Below are 20,981 nucleotides of genomic sequence, written 5' to 3' on the forward strand. Positions count from 1 at the left end.
GTGAACGCCTATCGCTACATTCAAATAAGCAGTCCACATAGCCATCAGACATTTCGGCAGCCCCACGTTCATATCTAGCGCACCACAGTCTAAAAAAACGACAGTTTCAGAGTATTCTGCCGTTTCATTACTCTGCACATATTACCAACTAAGTAATGATTATATAACGACAAATTCTTTGGCAATTTTAGCTAGGAGTCAACGCCATTTACGATGATATTTTCTAACTAACTCGACGTAATTTATATAAGCATGATGAATGTATGTGTTAGATTTTTTCATCCTTCCCCGAAGTCCGCACGTCTAGCCTCGTTGGTGGCAGGGATTTGGCAGTAGGCACGAACCTCAATAGATAATAGATGAAAGAACAACTCAGCGTACCCACACAAACCGATCAGTTCATGGGGCCTTCAAACTGATCGAATGCTATTAGTAAATTTAACTAAATCTATGACAATTAGTATCATTCAGTGTTCCTGCAAGGTATCAAAGAGGACTATGTAACCACCGGCTTAGGCTAGGCTTCGCACTCACAAGTTTGGACGGCAAACTCACTAGCAAGCATATACTGCATTCTACCAAGCTCACTAAGCCTAGCTTCGACCGCACAATTTACTGGGACTCTCGGCACTAACCTGAGCTGATGTCACCTTTCCGCTTGTAAAGATAATCTTTCAAAAAACAGGTTCTAATCATCAATACTTGATCGGGAAGCTTTTTGTCAGCCGCATATGAACATGGCAAACACCGAGACTTAGTTGGATCTCTAAGGCGCCACGTTACGGAGCTGATACCGCGAGAGCTAGTGACCTCACGCAAGTTGGTAATCTAGGGATATCTTCAGTCGGAACTAAAGGTGCAGAGCCTAACAAATACACTAAGCGCCTTCTCATCGCAGGTTGGAGAAGACGCTATTTCCGTTTTGAAAGCGAAGCGACCATTCTAAGATAATATGTGTTAGTTGTGATCTCTGTTGGAGCGCCACCCCGGTATCCAGCAGCACATCCACTCACGCAACTCATACGTCCATCCCCCCATGCAATTGCTGCTTTGCTAGTTCATGACTGCAACACCTAGGCTCGTTGTTATCTTAGAAGGATTTTCAGGGCATCGGCGATGATGATCGTGGCGTGCTTGAGGTCCGCAAGTTGCAGGTGTTCGTCTGCTCCGTGGGCGTTTGCCTCTAAAATGGAGCGTGGGCCAGCACCGTAAAGCACCGTCGGTATCCCGGCCTCAGAGTAATGGCGAGCATCCGTGAAGAGCGGCGCACCGGTGGCTTTAAGGTCGATACCAAGCACCTCTTTAGCAGGCCACTTCAACGCTTCCAGCAGCTTCTTAGCGCCGGGCAACTCGCGCAAAGGCTCCGCAATCATGATGCGTCGACATTCTACTTCAACGCCGCAACCCTGCGGAACAGCAGAATTGATCAACCCGATCAGCTGTTCCTCCACCAACTCACCATTTTCCTCCGGTATTAAGCGTCGGTCTATGCGCAGGGACACCCGTTCCGGCACCACATTGGTATTAACGCCGCCAGAGATAAGCCCCACCGTAATCTGAGGAGACCCTATACCGTCCTGCGAACTCTGGATTGCCCGCAAACGCTCTTTTTCCTGATACAGCGCGCTCAGCACAGGCGTTGCCACCTGCAAAGCATCTGCGCCAGTGTCAGGCATCGCCGCGTGAGCTTGTTTTCCGCGGAAGATAACTTCCATATGCAAGCAACCGTTGTGGGCCGTTGTGGCAGCATAAGAAAAGCCAGTGGTGATTGCGTAATCAGGTTTGGTCAGTTCTTGCTCTAAAAGCCATTTAGGCCCAACGAAGCCGCCCGTTTCCTCATCATAAGTCAGGTGAAGCTCAACAGTGCCATCCAGCTCTTCAGCATGCTCACGCAGTGCCAAAAGCGCAAAGGCGTAGGTTGCAAAATCTCCCTTAGAAACCGCAGCGCCGCGCCCGTACAGCGCACCATCGTGAATGGTTGCGCCATACGGCTCTTGCGTCCAACCCTCGCCAGCAGGCACAACATCCCCATGAGCATTGAGCGCAATCACCGGGCCTTCGCCGTAACCAAATTTCTCGCGGATAATCAAGTTGGTGACAGAGACCATGCCATACTGGCGTACGAACGGTTCAGGCACAGGGTGTTTTTCGACCTCAAAGCCAAGCTTTTCAAGCAGCTCAGCGGTCCGCAAGGCGTGTTGTGCTGTATCGCCTGGCGGATTGTCGCTTGGCAGTTTCACCAGTTCAACCAGAAATCCAACCTGCTCCGAAAACCGGTTCTCGATCGCGGCCCTCATGAATGCTCCCCTTGAATGTCACAGTGACCTATATCCAATCGATTACACAGTTGGTTGCAAGTCTCTTATGCCAAACGCCCTCATGTTCCAGTGGATGAGTTTTTATGGGGCCACAGGACAACGAAGTTTCTAAAGCAGGTCGAGGACAAAACCACGCTTAGCTCTCACGTGTCAGGTCTTCCAAACGAAACCGGAAAATCCGGCAAATCTGGCGCACCGCCTCTTGAAATTCTTCTTGCGCAGAGTTTTTAAGGCGTACCTGAAAAGCATCCAGTATCTGGTGCTTTGTTGCCCCCTTCACCGCAAAGATGAAGGGGAAACCATAGGCAGATTTATAGGTATCGTTAAGCTGGGTAAACTGCTCGTATTCCGCATCAGTAAGCTGATCAAGACCGGCTCCGGCTTGTTCATTCACCGAGGATGCGGCCATTTTACCAACACGAGCAGCTTTGCCTGCTAAATCAGGATGTGCCCGGATAAGAGCCAGTTGCGCCGGTTCATCAGCGCTTTGCAAGGCACTGGAAAATGCATCAACCAGTGCCTGCCTCGTCTCAAACGGGGCCGAACGCTGTGCAACCACTGCAACCCAAGGCGAGTGTTCGGCAACATCACCAAACACCTCAACAAAGGTGTCCAGCGAAAACGAATTAACGTCTTTAAGCGCGTAGGTACCCATCATTCCCCTCAGTGCTGTTCCAGCCAAACGCCCAAAAGCTCGCGTTCCTGCTGGGTCATCCCCGTCTCATTGCCCAGTGGCATGGCATCGGAGCGCACAGCCTGTGCAAGGATTAGGCTGCTATACTTGCGCAAATCAGCAATGCTATCTAAGTCGATATTTTTCGGTGCTTCAGTAAAGGCTTCGTTGCTTGGAGTGGCACTGTGACAAGCTGTGCAATGGGTGCGAGCAATTGCGAGCGCCTGTCCGTCAGATGCCAGTGTTAAGCCCGTTCCAAGTTTTGCAGGCTGTGTCACGATCAAAGCAACAAACAAGCTGACAGCAGCACATGGCAGCGCCCACCAGAAGTTAGCAAAATTGTCGTGTGCATCATGACGATTGATGAAATGACGAACCATCCCGCCCATAACAAGGATCAGCGCCACGACCAGAACCGGCTGGCTATGACCTGTGAGCAATGGATAGTGATTTGACACCATCATCAACAATACAGGAAGCGTCAGGTAGTTGTTGTGAACCGAACGCTGCTTGCCAATTTTGCCAAGTTCAGCGTCTGGCTCACGCCCTGCCAGCAATGCGGCTGTTATTTTCTTCTGGTTAGGAATGATCACCACGAACACGTTGAATGCCATAAACGTGCCAATCAGCGCTCCAACATGAATAAGCACACCGCGCCCGGAAAAGACCTGAGAGTAACCATAGGTCGCGCCCAAAATAATCACCAGAAGGCATGCTGCCAATAAGGGGGTATTTTGCCCAATCGCGGACCGGCAAAGGCGATCATAAACGAGCCACCCTGCGCCTAGCGAAACAATCGAGATCGTGACGGCCTCAGATGGCAAAAGCTTCATCACCGCAGGATCAATCAGATAAACACTAGCGTTGAAATAGTACTGTACTGTCAGCAGAGCAAAGCCTGAGACCCATGTAAGGTAAGCATCCCACTTGTACCAAATCAAGTCCTTGGGCAGTTCTTTAGGAGCCACCATGTATTTTTCTACATGATAAAAGCCGCCGCCATGGACTTCCCATGCACTGCCGAAAATACCTGCACCCTGCCCCTCACGTTTGCGTAAGGAAAGGTCAAGAGCGATAAAATAAAACGAGGTCCCAATCCAGCCCACGCCCACAATCAAGTGAAACCAGCGGAAAAGCAGATTGAGCCATTCACTAAGGAAGGTGGCTGTCATTGTCTTGTTCTTTTAAGTTTAACTGAAATAAGCAAGCAGTGGAGCCCTCCCTCACTGCCAAAATTCTGGGAGAGCACCATAAAACGCGGCGCTCTCCGTAAACTAAGCCCGAGGCTTATTCTGGTAATTTATCGTCGATGCCTTTGACGTAGAAATTCATAGACAGCAGCACGCCATCTTCAGCGCTTTCGCCTTCTTTCAAGAAGACAGACCCGTCTTGTTTGGTGATTGGACCGGTGAATGGCTTCAGGTCACCAGCTTTGATCGCAGCAAGTGTCTGTGCAGCTTCATCGGCAACATCCTGCGGAATGTTTGTGAACGGTGCCATGTGGACCATGTCAACATCAAGGCCACCCCAGGTATCGCCACCCTTCCAGGTGCCGTCCATTACAGCCTGCACGCGGGAGATGTAGTAGGAAGACCAGTCATCAACAATCGCGGTCGCCTGGGTTTTTGGTGCAAACTTGATCATGTCAGATGCCTGACCAAAACCGATGATGCCACGCTCTTCAGCGACCTGCAAAGGCGCAGGTGAATCGGTGTGCTGCACCATAATGTCAACACCCTGGTCAACGAGGGCTTTTGCTGCATCAGCTTCACGGCCCGGATCGTACCAGGAGTTCACCCAGATTGTCTTGACTTTGAAGTCTGGGTTAACGGACTGGGCACCCAGCATGAAGGAGTTGATGCCGCGCACAACTTCAGGAATTGGGAATGAGCCAATGTAACCGGCAGTGCCGGACTTGGAGACCTTGGCTGCAATTTGACCAAGAACATAACGGCCCTGGTAAAAACGTGCACCGTAAGAGGAGACGTTTTTCGTCTGCTTATAACCTGTCGCATGCTCAAACTTCACTTTCGGAAATTTGCGCGCAACTTTCAAGGTCGGGTTCATGTAACCAAACGAAGTTGTAAAGATCAGCTCGTGACCGGAGCGAGCAAGCCGTTCGATGGCGCGTTCTGCATCAGCGCCCTCTGGCACGCTCTCAATGTAAGTGGTTTCAATTTTCTCGCCAAAATGCTTTTCAATCGCCTGACGACCCTGGTCATGCTGGTAGGACCAGCCATGATCAGACACTGGACCAACGTAGATAAAACCGACTTTTAGCGGTTCAGCAGCAGCAGATGCACCAGCTGTAAGGCCAAGAGCAACAGCAGCAGTTGCTGCTAGTTTGAAGATAGTGCGCATTGTGCGCTCCCCTTTATAGGTTCGTTCGTAGCCTGCTGCACAACACCCTAATCAGCACCGCAGGCCACACCTTTGACAACCAAACGAAATGAAAGTGCCAAGCAAATGCGAATAGAACAGAGTTGTAGTCTGCTCAGCGCATCTGTGCGCTCTCAAGTTGTTTTCCTGCATTGTTTTCGCTCGTATAAAATACGATCTTTTATTCGTGCGCGGGCAGGTTTCCGCAAGTCGTGCATTGGTGAACTGAATTATCTTCACCCAAAGATCTAAGTCTTTGTTATCTACTATCTCGCCTTCTCATGTATACGAAGGTCGAGTAATTAACAATTTGATCAATGTCTACAAAGAGCACATTGGTCAAATCATGAGTATTCTTAGCGGTCAGGCACAAACGGCTTACCAAGACATGCAGGTGTATTCACCTTTGCAAGTGTCTTATTGCGCGAAATCATGATCAGGACGATGATCGTCGCAAGGTATGGCAGGGCTGACATGAACTGTGTCGGAAGCGCGATACCAGCAGCTTGGGCATGGAACTGCAAAATGGAAACGGCACCAAAAAGGTACGCCCCAATAAGCACACGCGCCGGACGCCAAGAGGCAAACACCACCAAGGCCAAAGCAATCCAGCCACGGCCAGCCGTCATCCCCTCAACCCACTGCGGGGTGTAGATGAGCGAAAGGTAGGCACCAGCAAGACCGGAACAGGCCCCGCCAAACATCACTGCCAGATAGCGCACCTTGATGACCGAGTAGCCCAGAGAGTGCGCCGAAGCATGGTTGTCTCCAACTGCGCGAATAATCAGCCCTGTTCGTGATTTGAACAAGACAAGATAAACCGCAAGCACGAGGCCGTAGCTGGTGTAAACCAGCAGATCTTGGTTAAACAGCAGCGGACCAATGAACGGAATAGAAGACAGTACCGGAATCGCAATCGGTTCAAGGCTGATACCGGGCTGACCAATAAAGGCTTCACCAATCATACCAGAAAGCCCAAGCCCCAAAATAGTCAGTGCCAGGCCTGTCGCCACCTGATTGGCCATCAAGTTGAGCGTGAGAAAGCCAAACAGCAAACTCATGGCAATGCCAGCAGCCAAAGCGGCAATGATACCAAACGTTGGCGAGCCGGTAGCCTGCGTTGCAGCAAAGCCAATCACAGCGCCCACAATCATCATTCCCTCAACACCAAGGTTGAGAACACCAGATCGCTCCACCACAAGCTCACCAATCGCGGCAAGTAAAAGTGGGGTTGATGCCGTGATGATGGTCAAAAGAACAGCTTCAATCATAGACAAATCAAACATGAGCTGTCTCCTTCAACCGCTTGGCACTGGAAACGAACTTGAACTTGTAAAGAATGAGCGTGTCACACGCGAGCACGAAGAACAGCAACATGCCCTGAAAAACGCGAGTGATTTTATCAGTCAGGCCCAAACTCACCTGCGCTGATTCACCGCCAATGTACGAAAGCCCGAGCAACAAACCGGCAAACAAGATGCCGATTGGGTTTAGCCGGCCAAGAAACGCAACAATGATCGCTGTAAAGCCATAACCAGGAGAGATAATCGGCGTCAGCTGCTCAATGGAACCCGAAACCTCTGCCATGCCAGCAAGTCCGGCAAGACCGCCCGAAACGAGGAAGCCAAACCAGACCACCCCATTACTGGAAAACCCGGCAAAGCGACCGGCACGCGGCGTCTCGCCCATCACTTTAATCTCAAAACCCTTGAGCGTGCGCGTAAGCATCCACCAGACCACGACCACAGCTATCACGGCAAAGATCATACCGATATGCAAACGCCCCTCACCGATCTTCGGAAGCACGTGTGCTGCATCAAAAATCCGACTTTCAGGGAAATTGAAACCGTCAGGATCGCGCCAAGGGCCGCGAACAAGAAAATCAAGGATGTATTGCGCAACGTAGACCAGCATCAAGCTCGTCAGGATTTCGTTGGTTCCAAAGCGTACCTTGAGAAAAGCAGGTATAGCGCCCCACGCCATACCGCCCAAAATACCCATCAAGACCATCAGGGGCAGCGCCATTGCGCCTGTATACTCGTGAAAAAGCACAGGGATCATGGAGCCGGCAAGAGCGCCCATGGTGAACTGACCTTCCGCACCAATGTTCCAGGAGTTTGAAAGAAAACAGACAGACAAGCCCACTGCAATCAAGACCAAAGGTCCAGCCTTCACCAACAGCTCTTCAATGGACCAGCTCGTGGTCAAAGGCTCAATGAAGTACGCATAAAGCGCATCAAGCGGGTTATAGCCCATGGTGGCAAACAACACCGAGCCACACACCAATGTCAGGCCAATCGCAACCAGCGGCGAAAGGAATGTCATGAGCTGAGAATGTTCAGCGCGCTTCTCAAGTTCAATGCGCATGGAGTTCTCCCACCTTAACATCTGATGAGGCCGCTTTGCCTTCACCCATACCCGCCATCAAGAGCCCGATCCTCTCACGGTTCATTTCAGCAGCTGGCTCAGCTGGAGAAAGCTCCCCGCGCGAAATGACGGCAATTCTATCAGCCAATTCGTAGATTTCATCCAGATCCTGCGAGATCACAAGAACAGCAGAACCACTGCGCGCCAGATCGATAATCGCTTGTCGGATGAGAGCGGCAGCCCCTGCATCCACGCCCCAGGTCGGTTGGTTGATCACCAACACCTTGGGTGCACGGTCCAACTCGCGGCCAACGACAAACTTTTGCAGGTTGCCACCAGAAAGAGAGCGTGCCTCAGGATTGTCGTGGGACATGCGCACATCATAGGAAACCTTGATGCGCTTTTCCATTTCACCTGCAAGCTTCTGATTAAGCATTCCATGGCGAATAAGGTCAGGGTCAGATTTATACCGAGTCAGCAAGATATTGTCGGACAACACAAACCCGGGAACAGCTCCGTGTCCCAAACGCTCTTCGGGCACGAAAGCACTTCCCAGAAGGCGTCGGTCATTGACTTTGCGCTTACCAACAGGGACACCGCACAGCTCGACAGCATAAGCGTCTTTGACCTGTGTTTCACCGGAGATCGCATCAAACAATTCACTCTGGCCATTTGCAGCAATGCCTGCCACAGCGACAATTTCGCCACCGCGCAAATCCAGGTTGATATTCTTCAATTCAATGCCAAATGCACCATCTGAAGGAAGCGACAGGTTGCGCAATTTCAGCATGACATCGCCCGGCGTAGCTTGCGCCGCGCCAGCATTGATATCATGCACGTCCCCGCCCACCATCAAACGGGCAAGGCTTGCAGGTGTTTCCTGTGCAGGATCGCACCCACCAACGACACGTCCATGACGCATAATCGTAGCGTCGTGGCAGATCCGCTTGACCTCCTCGAGCCGGTGGGAAATATACAAAATAGCACAGCCCTCACGCGCCAGACGCTGCAAGGTTACAAACAGCTGGTCAGCTTCTTGCGGCGTTAAAACCGAAGTTGGCTCATCCATGATGATCAGGCTGGGGTTCTGCAAAAGGCAACGTACAATTTCAATGCGCTGACGGATACCGACCGGAAGATCTGCAACAAGAGCTGTTGGATCCAGTGGCAGGCCATACTTTTGGGAAACCTCAGTGATGCGTCTGGAAAGGGCCTCGATTTTTTCGCCTTTAGGCAAGGCCAGTGCGATATTTTCAACCACACTTAAAGCTTCAAACAGCGAGAAATGCTGAAAAACCATACCCACGCCCAGTTTTCGGGCCGCAGCAGGGTTTGATATGGAAACGGGTTTCCCCTTCCACAAGATCACTCCTGCGCCCGGTTCCAGGGCGCCGTAGAGTATTTTGACGAGCGTAGATTTACCCGCTCCATTTTCGCCAAGCAATGCATGAATTTCGCCTTGCTTGATGACAAGATCGACATCGTCATTTGCGAGAATATCACCAAATTTCTTGGTAATACCCTTCGCTTCTATGAGCGCCTCGCCCCCTGTCACCGAGCCGGGCCTCTGCTCATTTTCCATCGTGTTATCCGTTCCCCAACAAACTCAGATCAAACGTTCTTTTTTGAACTTAAGAAGCAAAACGAAACCCTCCTTTAGCAGCGCTCATTTGCTGATCTTTCACCACCAGAAGTTGAGCAGCAATAGAAATTGCAATATCAGACGGTTTTTTGCTTCTTATCTCAGTAATTCCGACCGGACAAACAAGCTGTTTGCTATGCGCCTCCGACAAACCGGAGTCTTTGAACCGCTTAAGTGTTCGCGCACGCTTTGTTGCACTGCCTATCAAACCAATATATGCCATATCGGTTCTGCGAACCGCCGCATCTACTATAGCATGATCACGTTTGTGATCATGGGTCATGACAAGGATATAGTTTCCCGGTTCGAGGTTCTTAACGATAACTTGCGGCTCATGTAGATGAATGCAGCGAATATTGGAAGGCACATATTCTGGAAATATCTCACGCCTTTCATCAATCCAACTGACCTGAAAGCCCAAAGGTGCCAATACATGCACCAAAGCCTTCCCAACATGGCCTGCACCAAACAGATACAGATGAGGTCTGTCTTGCCCGAACCTCTCAGTCAGTTTGCCTTGATTTAAAACAATTTCTGCTGAGTTTGGATCACACATTGCAGGTGATAACACCTGTCTTTCAAGTGACTTTGAGCTGCAAATATTTGCAATTGTTGAAAAATTTCCCAGCACTTCTTGCGCGGAAAAATCTTGTGCACGACCTCGATAATTAAGATCAAATTGTTCCAAAGCGACCTGAACACGTCCACCACAACACTGCCCAAGGTCCGGTCCAAGCGCATAGGACTGGCTCACGAAAGCAGTTTGCCCACGCTTCATCATTGAAACAGCTTCATGCAGGAGGTCATATTCCAATCGCCCGCCGCCAATGGTTCCCTTAAAGGACATATCGGGACGAACGACCATGCGCGCGCCCGCTTCGCGCGGAGAGGATCCGGCAACATCTAAAATACTCACCAGAACGCATCGTCCGGCAGCATCCAGAGCAGACAAGACCTCGCTCCACACCAACATCAGTCCACCTCGCCGCGCTTGATCGCCTGAACAGCGTTCAAAATCGCCTCGGGTGTTGCAGGGGCATCCAGTTTTGGCAGCACGCCTTTGTTCAGGCTCGCGATCGCATCATTGATTGCGCAAAACACAGAAATCGGCAGCATCAAAGGCGGCTCTCCCACAGCCTTTGAGCGGTAGATCGTCTCCTCAGGGTTCCCCTCACTTTCAAAGAGGGAAACATTGAATTCCTCAGGCACATCAGAGGCTGTTGGAATCTTATAGGTCGAAGGCGCATGCGTGCGCAGTCGACCTACATCATCAAACCAAAGTTCTTCAGATGTAAGCCAGCCCATGCCCTGCACGAAACCGCCTTCAATCTGCCCAATGTCCAATGCCGGATTTAGCGACTTGCCAACATCATGCAGCACATCAACCCGCTCAACCTTCATCTCACCGGTCAACGTATCAATCAGCACTTCTGAGCAAGACGCTCCGTAGGAGAAATAGAAGAACGGACGCCCCTCCACCTTGTCACGGTCCCAGATGATCTTTGGCGTTTTATAAAAGCCAGAGGAAGAAAGGTGAATCCGGTTTTCGTAAGCAAGTTGAGCGAGCTTCTTTATGGAGAACTTCGCTTCACCTGAAATAAAGACCTGATCATCAAGAAACTCTATGTCCGTCTCTGACACATCAAAGCGCTCAGCAACAAACGCTTTGAGACGCCCTACAATTTCACGGCACGCGATGGCAGCGGCCATACCATTGAGGTCCGTGCCCGAAGACGCAGCAGTCGGCGAGGTATTTGCCACTTTTGACGTGTTCGTTGCTGTGATTTTCACCTTGCTCAGCGGCACGCCCATTTCGGTTGCCGTAATTTGTGCAACCTTTTGGTAAAGCCCTTGTCCCATCTCCGTGCCACCATGGTTCAAATGCACCGAACCGTCACGGTAAAGATGAACCAGAGCACCAGCCTGATTAAGATGTCTTAAAGTGAAGGAAATACCAAACTTCACTGGCGTGAGTGCAATCCCTTTTTTCAAGACCTTATTTTCAGCATTGAACGCCTCAACAGCTTTCCGGCGTGCACGATACGCGCAACTTGCCTCAAGCTGATCAACGAGCGTGGCCAGCAGCTCGTGCTCTTCAACTGGCTGTCCGTATGGCGTCGTATTTTCACCCTCACGGTAAAAGTTTACCTTGCGCACATCCAGAGGATCCAGGCCCAGCTTAATCGCAATCGCGTCCATCATTCGCTCAGCTGCGAACATCCCCTGAGGGCCGCCAAATCCACGAAACGCTGTATTTGAAACAGTATTTGTTTTCAGTCGCTTCGATCGGATTGTTAAATCTGTATAGTAATAACTGTTATCGGCATGGAACATCGCCCGGTCATTGATCCCCAGCGACAGATCTGCCGAGTGACCGCAACGTGAGTTAAGGTTGATTTTGACCGCTTCAATCTTGCCAGTTCCATCGTAACCAGCATCAAGATCAACTAGAAAATCGTGACGCTTACCCGTCAAAATCATATCGTCATCACGGTCCAACCTGCACTTGCAAGGCCGTCCTGTGGCATGAGCGGCCAATGCGGCCAATGCGGCCCACTGGTTAGCCTGGGATTCCTTACCCCCAAAGGCCCCGCCCATACGCCGCACTTCAACTGTGACTTCAGCTTCATCAACACCAAGGACTTTGGCAACGGTATGTTGAACTTCAGTGGGATGCTGGGTTGAAGAGTGAACGGTCATATCCCCGTCCTCTCCCGGAAAAGCAAAGGCAACTTGCCCTTCAAGGTAAAAGTGCTCCTGCCCACCAAGAGCAAAGCTACTCCTTACCGTGTGAGCTGCACGCTCCAACTTCGCTTCTGGAGATCCCCTTCGAAACTCATAGTCTGGCAAGACGGTCTGGTCCGCCTTAAGCGCGTCTGCCACGCTGATCAACGCAGCCTCAGCTTGCACATCAATATGCGCCAGCTTAGCCGCCTTACGCGCCTGTAAACGGGTTTGCGCAACAATAAGAAAAATCAGCTGTCCGTGAAACGCGATACGCTCCGATACAAGAACCGGGTCATCCCCCATGGCAGGCGAGCAATCGTTCACACCCGGAATATCGCCAGCTTCCAATACAGCAACAACGCCTGGAGCAGCCCTTACCGCAGCCAGATCAATCTTCGTAATCCGCCCACATGCAGCAGCGGTGGAATAGCCCGGAGCAACATGTAACGTACCCACAGGCTCGATCATGTCGTCGATATAGGTCGCCTTGCCAGAAACATGCTTTCTGGCACTATCATGTTTGTGAGGCTGACCAACGGCCTGTAGTTGATTATTTTCTGCAACCCGCGTCTCAAGCAAATCAGTTGACATGTGCATCTCCAAATACCGGAGCGCGCTGTCCATGCACTCGCATTGATGCCGCTGATTGGTCTGAAAGTTCCAATAGGGCCTTCTCTAAAAGCGAGCACGCAACCTTTTGGCGATAAGCGCCCGAGGCACGCATGTCAGTGAGCGGTGAGAAATCGCGTTCAAGTGCACTCAGGGCGTGCACCCAGCTGTCCGGTTCATCGAGCCTTGCTCCCACAATGGCCACTTCTGCACCGCCCGCACGCTTTGGCACCCCTGCCATTCCACCGAATGCCATACGCGCATGTTCCACAACACCGTCTTTCACTGTCAAGCAGAAAGCCGCCATTACAGCCGAAATATCCTGATCAAAGCGCTTGGAAATTTTATAGGCCCTGAAATGCTCACCAGACTTCAAACGCGGCACGCTGATAGATGTGAGCACCTCGTTTTCAGCGATATCTTGCTTGCCATAATCGATAAAGAAGTGTTCCAGCGGCAGATTGCGCCGTCCACGATTGCTTTGCAGCTCAATTTCAGCCCCAAGCGCAATCAGCATTGGCGGCATATCTCCAATTGGCGATCCATTGGCAATATTACCGCCAACCGTACCGGAGGCACGCACCTGCTTTGAGCCGATCCTGCTCATCACCACATCCAAATCAGGATCGATGGTCTTTAAAAACTCTTCTGCAACCGCATAAGAGGCACTGGCACCAAGGCGAATGCCCTGCTCATCCTCATAGCATGTACCAAGGCCAATCACGCGTCCAAGATAGATGATTTTGGGTAAGTCCCGCAGATGTTTAGTGATCCAGAGGCCAACATCTGTCGAGCCAGAAACCAGCGTCGCATCTGGGTGTTCTGCATAGGTATCAAGTAAGCTTTGAAAGTTTGCAGGCGCATAGAAGAAACCTGCGTCTTCTCCGACAAGAACGTCCTGCTCATCGTGAAGCGCCTCAAGCGCTTCGCGCGTTTGTTCAGCACGTGCAGAAAAAGCATCATTCAAGCCGCTGCAGCATGCCTCCAGCGCTGCATCAACAATTGGCCGGTAACCCGTGCACCTGCACAGGTTCCCTGCAATCCACTCATTAACGTCTGCACGGCTCAAACCTGGCTTGTTCGCGTGGTAAAGCGTGAAGAGACTCATAACAAAGCCCGGCGTGCAAAACCCGCATTGCGAACCATGCAATTCAAAGAGCGCTTGCTGTACAGGATGCAGCCCCTCAGGCCCCTCAAGATCCTCAACGCTCACAAGCTCACAGCCATCGATTTGCCCGAGCAGCAAAATACAACTGTTCACTGGCTCATACACCAGCTCACCATTTCGCAAACGACCAATCGCGATCGTACATGCGCCGCAATCCCCTTCGCCGCATCCTTCCTTCGTTCCCGTAGAGCGTTCGCTCAAACGCAGGTAATCCAGAAGCGTTGTTGTGGGCTCAAATTGGTCCAGTTCGACCACTTTGCCTTTTCGCAAGAAACGGATTGCTTTGCGCATCTGCTCAGCTCCCCCTGTAGGTCGTGTAACCAAATGGGGAGAGCAGCAACGGCACATGGTAGTGACTGTTCACATCTGCAACGCCAAATCGAATAGGTACAATATCGAGAAAAGCTGGGTCAGGAAGTGCAAGCCCTTCAGCCCGCAGATAGTCTCCTGCATGGAACCGCAGCTCATATGTGCCTGCTGTTAGTTCCTCGCCCTCCAGCAAAGCCCCCTCAACCCGGCCATCTGTGTTGGTCGAAAACTCACCAAGCTTGGAAAAGCTGTCCCCATCAACACAAACAAGCTCAACCTTTAGCCCGCAGGCTGGCTTCCCCTGAGCACTGTCCAGTACATGGGTAGTCAATCGTCCCATAGTTTCCTCTTATACCAATTATCATCTGAGATAGATGTTAGAATCTAAGTGAAACCACAGATTGCACTCTTTCTTTTGATAACAAAAGAATAAAAAAGAGCGCTTACTGTTGCCAATTAGGCATCAAACGAATGCAACATTTTTCCCATTCTTGCGACAGCCAGTTCCAGAAAGATTGCAGGCGCCAGCGCAAGCCCGCGCAAAGACGATGTAATGATACAAAAGTGCCCGCGTGTGAGCTGCTCATCAGTCAGAGGCTTAAACAGCAGCCGATCATCTGCAAGCTCTTCTTCCAGACCCACCACGGTCTGGAAGGCAATCATCTCTCCTGAACGCACCATATGCTTCATGAAGCGCAAAGAGTTGGCCTCCACGCTGCTTTGCCCGGCAATGGAGCTGTGTGACAACGCCACGTCCAAACGGGCTCTGATCGAAATTCCATGCGCGGGCATAGAAACTGGGTATTCGAAACACTGTGCAAGACTGAGCTTTTCTTCAACTGCGAGCGGATGCGTTGGCGCCATGATTGCGCCAATCTCCAGCGCCTTCTTGTAATTGACAGTAAACGCATCTGTCTCAGGTGGTTCAAATGTGAACCCCACATCCACTTCTGCTTTCTCAACAGCTTCAGCAACCCGCTCAGCCCCCATCACCTGCACATCCACATGAATGCCGCCATAGTCCTTTCGAAATTTGGCGATCAACTCCGGCAGGAGAGCCTCCGTCACACTTTCAACGGTTGCAATGGAAACCACACCACGGCGTAGCCCCTTGAGCGCATCAAGTTCAGCACCCGTTGCGTCCAAATCAGAAAGCGTCCTGCGAATGTGGGCGAGCAGAATTTCACCGGCTGACGAAAGCCGGATTGTGCGCCCGACACGCTCAAACAACTCCATCCCCAACTGCTTTTCCAAAGTGAGAATCTGCCGATTGACCGCTGACGAGGCCACGTTAAGTTTACGTGCCGCCGCACGAATGGAGTTTTCTTCCGCAGCAGCCGCAAAATAGCGAAGCGCTGGGCCGTAAAGGTACCGCGATCGATCCATCAAATCTTTCTTTATTTTCAGTTCTATGATTATGGGATGATGACTGTAGCGCCAGTTGTCTTCCGCCCTTCAAGATCACGATGTGCCTGAGCTATGTCTTTCAGCGCGTAACGCTGGTTTATCTGAATGTCGACCGTTCCATCTGCAACGACGGAGAAAAGGTCAGCTGCAGTTTCCTCAAGCTCCCACCGCTCAGAAATGTAATCAAACAGGCTCGGGCGGGTCGCAAACAAAGACCCTTTTTGAGAGAGTAGAGCAAGGTTGAACTCTGGTAAGGGACCAGAAGACTGACCAAAGCTGCACCAAAGCCCACGTTTACGAATGCAATCAAGCGAGGCTGGGAATGTATCCTTGCCCACACTATCGTAGACAACATCGCAGCCGCGGCCATCTGTAATGGCACGCACGCGCTCAACCCAATCTTCACTCTTATAGTTGATCACATAGTCATAGCCATGAGCGGAGGCCAACCTAGCCTTTTCAGCAGAGCTCACAGTACCAATAACGGTAGCACCAAGCGCTGATGCCCACTGCCCCACAATAAGCCCAACACCCCCAGCAGCTGCATGGTACAACAGGGTCGTTTCTGCCGTAACCTCATATGTTTTTTTAAGCAGGTAGCACGCAGTCATACCCTTCAGCATCAAAGCAGCCGCCTGCTCATCACTGACACCCTCAGGAATTTTCACCAATACACTGGCCGGGATATTGCGCTCTTCACTATAAGCTCCCAAAGGCCCTGCATAAGCGACACGGTCTCCAACAGCCAGGTTACTCACCCCCTCGCCGATAGAAACGACATAACCAGCACCTTCATTTCCAAGTGTAAGTGGCAGCTCGCCAGGCGCAGGATAAAGGCCTGACCTAAAATAGGTATCAATGAAATTGAGACCAATGGCGGTATGGCGTATGCGCACTTCACCCGCCTTTGGCTCAGGCAAATCAACATCAACGTACTTTAAGACCGAGGGGTCACCAACACTTTCAATATGAACCGCGCGAACCATATGGGTTTTCCCTTACAAATGAGAGGATGCGTAGTTTGATTACATTGCCTGCTGGTTGCAAGCAACTTGAAAGTGAACCACCTGAATATTGAGGGCCTTGGAACCAACTGGGCTCCTGTCAAAACAAAAAACGCCCGATCGAAGGACCGGGCGCTTAAACTTAAAATTTTACGAACCTAGATTTTTCGAAACACCTGATGAGCAGCGCCAACACAGAATAAATACAAACTCGTCGCTGTAATAAGAGCGTACAACCATGCATCAATTACGAAATCTTGGTAAAGAGCCATCGCAAGCGCAGCGCTCCAAACTGTAAGGATACTCAGCGTTAGTGGCCGCCACTTTGCAGTACGCACCGGATGGACAAACTCAACTGGCAAAAACGTCAACACAGAGCACAACGCAACCATGCCGATGATGACCAAGGGCGAACACTGGAGCGCAACAAGCACCACAATCAGCATATTCCAGACACCAGGAAACCCGAGAAAACCGCCGCTCTCGGTCTTCATGTTGTTATCCGCAAAATAGATTGCACCGGTAAACACAATAATAGAACCGGAAAGAAGCCCCCAAAACTCAGAAAGAAGGCCACTTTGATAAAGAGCAAAGGCAGGTAGGAAAACGTAAGTTGCGTAATCAATCACAAGGTCCAAAATTACCCCGCTCCAACGCGGTAGACGATTTTGAATATCGCATTTGCGTGCCAACGGTCCATCCAGCCCATCGACAACAAGTGCCACCCAGAGCCAGAAAAACATCATAGGCAAGTCGCCGTTCGCTCCTGCAACTAGTGCAAGCAAAGCAATTGGAGCACCCAGCGCAGTGAGTACATGTATGAGGAACAGCCGGGAATGGGTCTGACCGGTCAACTTCAGGTCCTTTGTTATTCTTTAGGTGAAAGCACCAATTAGAACAATCTATCGCCCACTGCTTCTACGAAAGACAAGTCCGCACGAGCAAAATAGATGTTTGCAGCGCCCCATAGCAGAAGCGCGATGCCAATTCCATAGCTTGTAAACGGTGTTTTACTCTTTTTTTCAAGTGTCATTATGAGACCAAGCAGCGCGATCCAAATAATATTCATGATTCCCACTGCAAACATAAGCACCATGAGCGCCCAACAGCACCCCAAACAATAAATGCCTTGTTCAACCCCAAACTGAAATGCACTTTGTTTTTGCTTGCCGCTATGCAGTGCCAACGCAACATTTGGGGTACGGCAGCGGTCAAGACATGCCTGTTTGGCTGGCGTAAACTGATAAATCGCTGCTGCAAACACGGTTGTGATCGTTAACGTGGAAAAAACAGGAAGCATCATCGGGCTCATCACACCCATTTCATGCAGCCCGCCCTGCGCAATGGCCGCAACAATGGAGAACCCTGTCCACACAGCAAGGTACCCTCCAGCCACAACATAAATGGAGCGTCCACCGCGAGCTTCATGATAGGTCGTCAACATAGGCATGGCAGTTGGCAACATCATCGCAAGCACCATCATGAACCACATCATGAACAGCAGGAAGTAATCGTATAAGCCCAAATTCGCGAGCGCTGGCATACCAAATGCCTCTTGCGCAAGTGGAAGGCACAGCGAAGCCAGCTGCACGCGCACATGCTCAGGCAGCCCTTTAAACATATTGAACTGATTAAACAGCTCCATTCCGGGGCCCATCTCGCCCATATCCATGCGCGAGATCATATCAACGACCATTGCAGCCAGATACACCCAGCCCAAAACGACAGCCCCACCCAAAATGATGTAAGGGAGTCGATAGGAAACCTGTAAATCCGTTTTCGGACTGGAAACTGACATAGCCAACCTCAAAATCAATCAGGATCAAAGAAAACTCGAGAGTTCCAGATCCAGCGCAGTGCATGCAGTTTCTCTAATAGACCAGTAATTACCCCAATGCGACATTGATTTAGTTCAAATGCAAACAGCACCCTGCGACATGGTGAAGCTGCTCCAAACACGCTTCTGCGTTCATTCATTGGGGGCGACCTACGTGCAGCACCTTGAAACCGATAGGTTTTATCCCCTAGATACCAGAGTAATAGAACGCAAACCAAAATGCGGGATGAAAAAATGGCAGCCAACCCTCCACTAGACGGTCACAAGAGCACAAAAGACAACCACCCGCCCTTGCAGGAAACGCACTTTGATTGCGCTGTGATTGGTACAGGCCCAGCTGGTATGATTGCTGCCCTGGCACTTGCCAGCAACGGATTGAGAACGGCCCTGGTCGGGCCACCTGTGAACCTGGAAGATGCCCGCACAACGGCACTGATGGACGCCTCACGCCAATTCTTAGAGAACATCGGCCTTTGGGAGGATTTACGCGCATCGTTCACCCCCTTGGAACGCATGCGCTTGATCGATGGGACTGACCGCCTCCTTAGAGCGCCCGAAACCACATTTTCTGCATCCGAGCTTGGTCTCGCCGCTTTCGGTTATAACATCCTCAACAAAGACCTTAACCACGCTCTTTATCGCCTTGTAAATTCAAGTGAATTTGTCGTTACGATTGAAGACACAATCAAAAGCGTCAGGAGCAACGATCACAAAGCCACCATTGAGCTAAACAACACTCAGGACCTGTCTTGCCAGGTGGTTATCGGGGCTGACGGGCGCAACTCCGTGGTACGTCGCTCCGCCGGTATTGAAACGAAAAACTGGAAATACCCGCAAGCCGCGCTTGTCCTGAACTTAAAGCATGACCTGCCGCACCTTAACGTATCAACAGAATTTCACCGCAACACCGGCCCATTCACAATGGTTCCGTTACCGGGAAAATCATCCTCTCTTGTTTACGTGGAAACACCAGAGCGCGCGCAAGAGCTGAACAATTATAGCGACAGCGCACTTGAAGCCGAGCTTGAAAAACTCAGCAAATTTGTTTTAGGGTCAATAAGGCTTGCAAGCCCAAGGCAGGTGTATCCGCTTTCCGGCCTCACAGCGTCCCATATGAGCGGCAACCGCTCGCTTTTGATGGGCGAAGCAGCTCATGCATTCCCCCCTATTGGAGCCCAAGGCCTCAACTTATCGCTACGCGATGTGGCTGTAGCCACGGAATTGCTGGCCAATGCAAAGCGCACCGGTGCGGATATGGGGTCATCTGATCTGTTGCAAAAATACGATCGCAGCCGCAAAGCCGATGTTATCAGCCGCACAACAGCTGTTGATTTGCTCAACCGCTCACTGTTAACCGACGCATTACCGGTTCAGGCACTCCGCAGCCTGGGGCTCTACACCGCCTCGCGCATTCCACTTGTCCGGCGTTTCTTAATGAGAGAAGGCATCGCGCCCTCGTGGAGTTTACCAAGGCTGATGCGTGCCGACGACAAATGACTACGGCACCAAGATTCCAGATTGTAGCAGATAGATAAGCACTGGCAGCGTCACAACCGATGCCAGTGTCCCATACAGAACCGCCGTTGAGGCACGCTCCACATAGCTGGAATAATGCTGAGCCAGCACATAAACATTTGCAGCGGGCGGCAAGGCCGCCATTAAGAGCGCAGTTGAAATCCACAAACTATCAAATCCGCCAATCCACTCCAGCAGAACAAAAACAAGAACCGGGTGCACAACCAGCTTGATGAGCAGCAGGATGGGGAGCTCCTTTGCCGTCCTGCGGCTCGGTTGCAGAGCAATCGTCACGCCCATAGCAAACAAAGCACAAGGTGCTGCAGCTTGCCTTAAAAACGAGATCGTCTGATCCAGAGCAACCGGCGGCTTAAACTCTATCGCTGCCGCCAAAATGCCTGCAAGAACGGCAAGGATGAAGGGATGCGTGATGATCCTCTTAAAGATCTCAAGGGCAAGTGGACCCACCCGAACATTCCGCGATCCCCCAATCGACATCATCATCGGTACAAGAATGAACAGCAAAATTGTGTCAAAACACAAAATAAGCGCCGTAGGCACCGCAGCCCCTGCCCCTAAAACTGCAAGAGTAACCCCCGGCCCCATATATCCGATGTTGGAATAGGAGCCCACAAGCGCCTGAACGGTCGCTTCCCCGATGTTGCCGCATAAAACAAACCGGGCAAAAGAGTAGGCAATCGCAAACATGGCAAATGTTGAGAATGTCGTTGCAGCTACAAAATCAAATGTAGCCAACTCCTCCAATGGCGTTTCTGAAAGAAGCTGAAAAAACAAAGCAGGAAGCGCCAGATAGATGACAAAAAAGTTCATCCAAGCCAGCCCGTCACGCGATAGCTTCGCCCTGCGACCAGACACGAATCCCAGAAAAATAAGCAGGAAAAATGGCATTGCCAAATTTACGACATTGAGCATCTAGACCATATCCCCATTCAAATTCCGTGCAATTTTCGCGTGTTCTCCCTATCACAATGGAGAATGTGTTGCTTTTAAAACACTGATTGGCTA

General features: G+C 50.9%; 17 protein-coding genes. 1 reads left to right on the forward strand and 16 read right to left on the reverse strand.

All coding sequences use genetic code 11. The annotated features are described in order from the left end of the window. Positions 1-1,085 precede the first annotated feature (1,085 nt). The 15 genes from BMZ51_RS17015 to BMZ51_RS17085 form a co-directional block, all read right to left on the reverse strand. The gene (locus BMZ51_RS17015) at positions 1,086-2,297 is read right to left on the reverse strand and encodes an ArgE/DapE family deacylase (RefSeq protein ID WP_068007708.1); all 1,212 of its coding nucleotides are present in this window, start codon (positions 2,295-2,297) and stop codon (positions 1,086-1,088) included. Between the two features lie 157 nt (positions 2,298-2,454). Then, on the reverse strand, positions 2,455-2,976 hold the full coding sequence (uraD, locus tag BMZ51_RS17020) for a 2-oxo-4-hydroxy-4-carboxy-5-ureidoimidazoline decarboxylase (RefSeq protein ID WP_244271398.1): 522 nt from the start codon (positions 2,974-2,976) through the stop codon (positions 2,455-2,457). A gap of 5 nt (positions 2,977-2,981) precedes the next feature. Then, positions 2,982-4,163, reverse strand: coding sequence for a urate hydroxylase PuuD (locus tag BMZ51_RS17025; protein ID WP_068007703.1), 1,182 nt, complete (start codon positions 4,161-4,163; stop codon positions 2,982-2,984). A 115-nt stretch (positions 4,164-4,278) separates the two neighbouring features. Continuing rightward, positions 4,279-5,352 carry a BMP family ABC transporter substrate-binding protein gene (locus BMZ51_RS17030; protein ID WP_068007700.1) on the reverse strand — a complete coding sequence of 358 codons (1,074 nt, stop codon included), beginning with the start codon at positions 5,350-5,352 and terminating at the stop codon, positions 4,279-4,281. Positions 5,353-5,726: 374 nt separating this feature from the next. Continuing rightward, a complete protein-coding gene (locus BMZ51_RS17035) occupies positions 5,727-6,656 on the reverse strand; it encodes an ABC transporter permease (protein ID WP_082825660.1) in 930 nt (309 codons plus the stop codon). Next, positions 6,649-7,737, reverse strand: coding sequence for an ABC transporter permease (locus tag BMZ51_RS17040; RefSeq protein WP_068007697.1), 1,089 nt, complete (start codon positions 7,735-7,737; stop codon positions 6,649-6,651). Before BMZ51_RS17040 ends, BMZ51_RS17035 begins: the two co-directional genes overlap by 8 nt. After that, complete coding sequence (locus BMZ51_RS17045; RefSeq protein ID WP_208979549.1) at positions 7,727-9,319, reverse strand: ABC transporter ATP-binding protein; 1,593 nt, start codon at positions 9,317-9,319, stop codon at positions 7,727-7,729. The genes BMZ51_RS17040 and BMZ51_RS17045 overlap by 11 nt, the downstream gene beginning before the upstream one ends. Before the next feature lie 49 nt (positions 9,320-9,368). Further along, complete coding sequence (xdhC, locus tag BMZ51_RS17050) at positions 9,369-10,352, reverse strand: xanthine dehydrogenase accessory protein XdhC (RefSeq protein WP_068007695.1); 984 nt, start codon at positions 10,350-10,352, stop codon at positions 9,369-9,371. Next, complete coding sequence (xdhB, locus tag BMZ51_RS17055) at positions 10,352-12,697, reverse strand: xanthine dehydrogenase molybdopterin binding subunit (RefSeq protein WP_068007692.1); 2,346 nt, start codon at positions 12,695-12,697, stop codon at positions 10,352-10,354. Before xdhB ends, xdhC begins: the two co-directional genes overlap by 1 nt. Further along, positions 12,687-14,174 (reverse strand): xanthine dehydrogenase small subunit, encoded by a 1,488-nt coding sequence (gene xdhA / locus BMZ51_RS17060; RefSeq protein WP_068007690.1) that lies wholly within the window; start codon positions 14,172-14,174, stop codon positions 12,687-12,689. The genes xdhB and xdhA overlap by 11 nt, the downstream gene beginning before the upstream one ends. Positions 14,175-14,178: 4 nt before the next feature. Beyond that, positions 14,179-14,532 (reverse strand): hydroxyisourate hydrolase, encoded by a 354-nt coding sequence (gene uraH / locus BMZ51_RS17065; protein WP_068007686.1) that lies wholly within the window; start codon positions 14,530-14,532, stop codon positions 14,179-14,181. 116 nt (positions 14,533-14,648) lie between these two features. Next, positions 14,649-15,578, reverse strand: coding sequence for a LysR family transcriptional regulator (locus BMZ51_RS17070; RefSeq protein WP_068007684.1), 930 nt, complete (start codon positions 15,576-15,578; stop codon positions 14,649-14,651). A gap of 29 nt (positions 15,579-15,607) precedes the next feature. Continuing rightward, the gene (locus BMZ51_RS17075) at positions 15,608-16,585 is read right to left on the reverse strand and encodes a quinone oxidoreductase family protein (protein WP_068007681.1); all 978 of its coding nucleotides are present in this window, start codon (positions 16,583-16,585) and stop codon (positions 15,608-15,610) included. Between the two features lie 176 nt (positions 16,586-16,761). Then, a complete protein-coding gene (locus tag BMZ51_RS17080; protein ID WP_068007678.1) occupies positions 16,762-17,457 on the reverse strand; it encodes a CDP-alcohol phosphatidyltransferase family protein in 696 nt (231 codons plus the stop codon). A gap of 38 nt (positions 17,458-17,495) precedes the next feature. After that, the gene (locus BMZ51_RS17085; protein ID WP_068007674.1) at positions 17,496-18,401 is read right to left on the reverse strand and encodes a DUF2182 domain-containing protein; all 906 of its coding nucleotides are present in this window, start codon (positions 18,399-18,401) and stop codon (positions 17,496-17,498) included. A 273-nt stretch (positions 18,402-18,674) separates the two neighbouring features. Between BMZ51_RS17085 and BMZ51_RS17090 the strand changes: the two genes are divergently transcribed. Next, entirely contained in the window at positions 18,675-19,937 is a 1,263-nt protein-coding gene (locus BMZ51_RS17090) for a UbiH/UbiF family hydroxylase (RefSeq protein ID WP_068007759.1), read from the forward strand. On the opposite strand, the gene BMZ51_RS17095 is transcribed toward BMZ51_RS17090, so the two are convergent. Beyond that, positions 19,938-20,888 (reverse strand): AEC family transporter, encoded by a 951-nt coding sequence (locus BMZ51_RS17095; RefSeq protein WP_068007671.1) that lies wholly within the window; start codon positions 20,886-20,888, stop codon positions 19,938-19,940. Between the last annotated feature and the right edge of the window lie 93 nt (positions 20,889-20,981).

Origin of the sequence: Pseudovibrio axinellae (genome assembly GCF_900110875.1) — a bacterium.
Classification (GTDB): Bacteria; Pseudomonadota; Alphaproteobacteria; order Rhizobiales; family Stappiaceae; genus Pseudovibrio; species Pseudovibrio axinellae.

Bases quoted from the DNA above. Each gene is read 5' to 3' on its own strand.
- xdhB (WP_068007692.1), bottom strand. From the start codon at position 12,697: ATGTCAACTGATTTGCTTGAGACGCGGGTTGCAGAAAATAATCAACTA.
- BMZ51_RS17040 (WP_068007697.1), bottom strand. From the start codon at position 7,737: ATGCGCATTGAACTTGAGAAGCGCGCTGAACATTCTCAGCTCATGACA.
- BMZ51_RS17070 (WP_068007684.1), bottom strand. From the start codon at position 15,578: ATGGATCGATCGCGGTACCTTTACGGCCCAGCGCTTCGCTATTTTGCG.
- BMZ51_RS17095 (WP_068007671.1), bottom strand. From the start codon at position 20,888: ATGCTCAATGTCGTAAATTTGGCAATGCCATTTTTCCTGCTTATTTTT.
- BMZ51_RS17030 (WP_068007700.1), bottom strand. From the start codon at position 5,352: ATGCGCACTATCTTCAAACTAGCAGCAACTGCTGCTGTTGCTCTTGGC.
- xdhC (WP_068007695.1), bottom strand. From the start codon at position 10,352: ATGTTGGTGTGGAGCGAGGTCTTGTCTGCTCTGGATGCTGCCGGACGA.
- BMZ51_RS17015 (WP_068007708.1), bottom strand. From the start codon at position 2,297: ATGAGGGCCGCGATCGAGAACCGGTTTTCGGAGCAGGTTGGATTTCTG.
- BMZ51_RS17035 (WP_082825660.1), bottom strand. From the start codon at position 6,656: ATGTTTGATTTGTCTATGATTGAAGCTGTTCTTTTGACCATCATCACG.
- BMZ51_RS17085 (WP_068007674.1), bottom strand. From the start codon at position 18,401: ATGTCAGTTTCCAGTCCGAAAACGGATTTACAGGTTTCCTATCGACTC.
- uraD (WP_244271398.1), bottom strand. From the start codon at position 2,976: ATGATGGGTACCTACGCGCTTAAAGACGTTAATTCGTTTTCGCTGGAC.
- BMZ51_RS17090 (WP_068007759.1), top strand. From the start codon at position 18,675: ATGGCAGCCAACCCTCCACTAGACGGTCACAAGAGCACAAAAGACAAC.
- uraH (WP_068007686.1), bottom strand. From the start codon at position 14,532: ATGGGACGATTGACTACCCATGTACTGGACAGTGCTCAGGGGAAGCCA.
- BMZ51_RS17045 (WP_208979549.1), bottom strand. From the start codon at position 9,319: ATGGAAAATGAGCAGAGGCCCGGCTCGGTGACAGGGGGCGAGGCGCTC.
- xdhA (WP_068007690.1), bottom strand. From the start codon at position 14,174: ATGCGCAAAGCAATCCGTTTCTTGCGAAAAGGCAAAGTGGTCGAACTG.
- BMZ51_RS17075 (WP_068007681.1), bottom strand. From the start codon at position 16,585: ATGGTTCGCGCGGTTCATATTGAAAGTGTTGGTGACCCCTCGGTCTTA.
- BMZ51_RS17025 (WP_068007703.1), bottom strand. From the start codon at position 4,163: ATGACAGCCACCTTCCTTAGTGAATGGCTCAATCTGCTTTTCCGCTGG.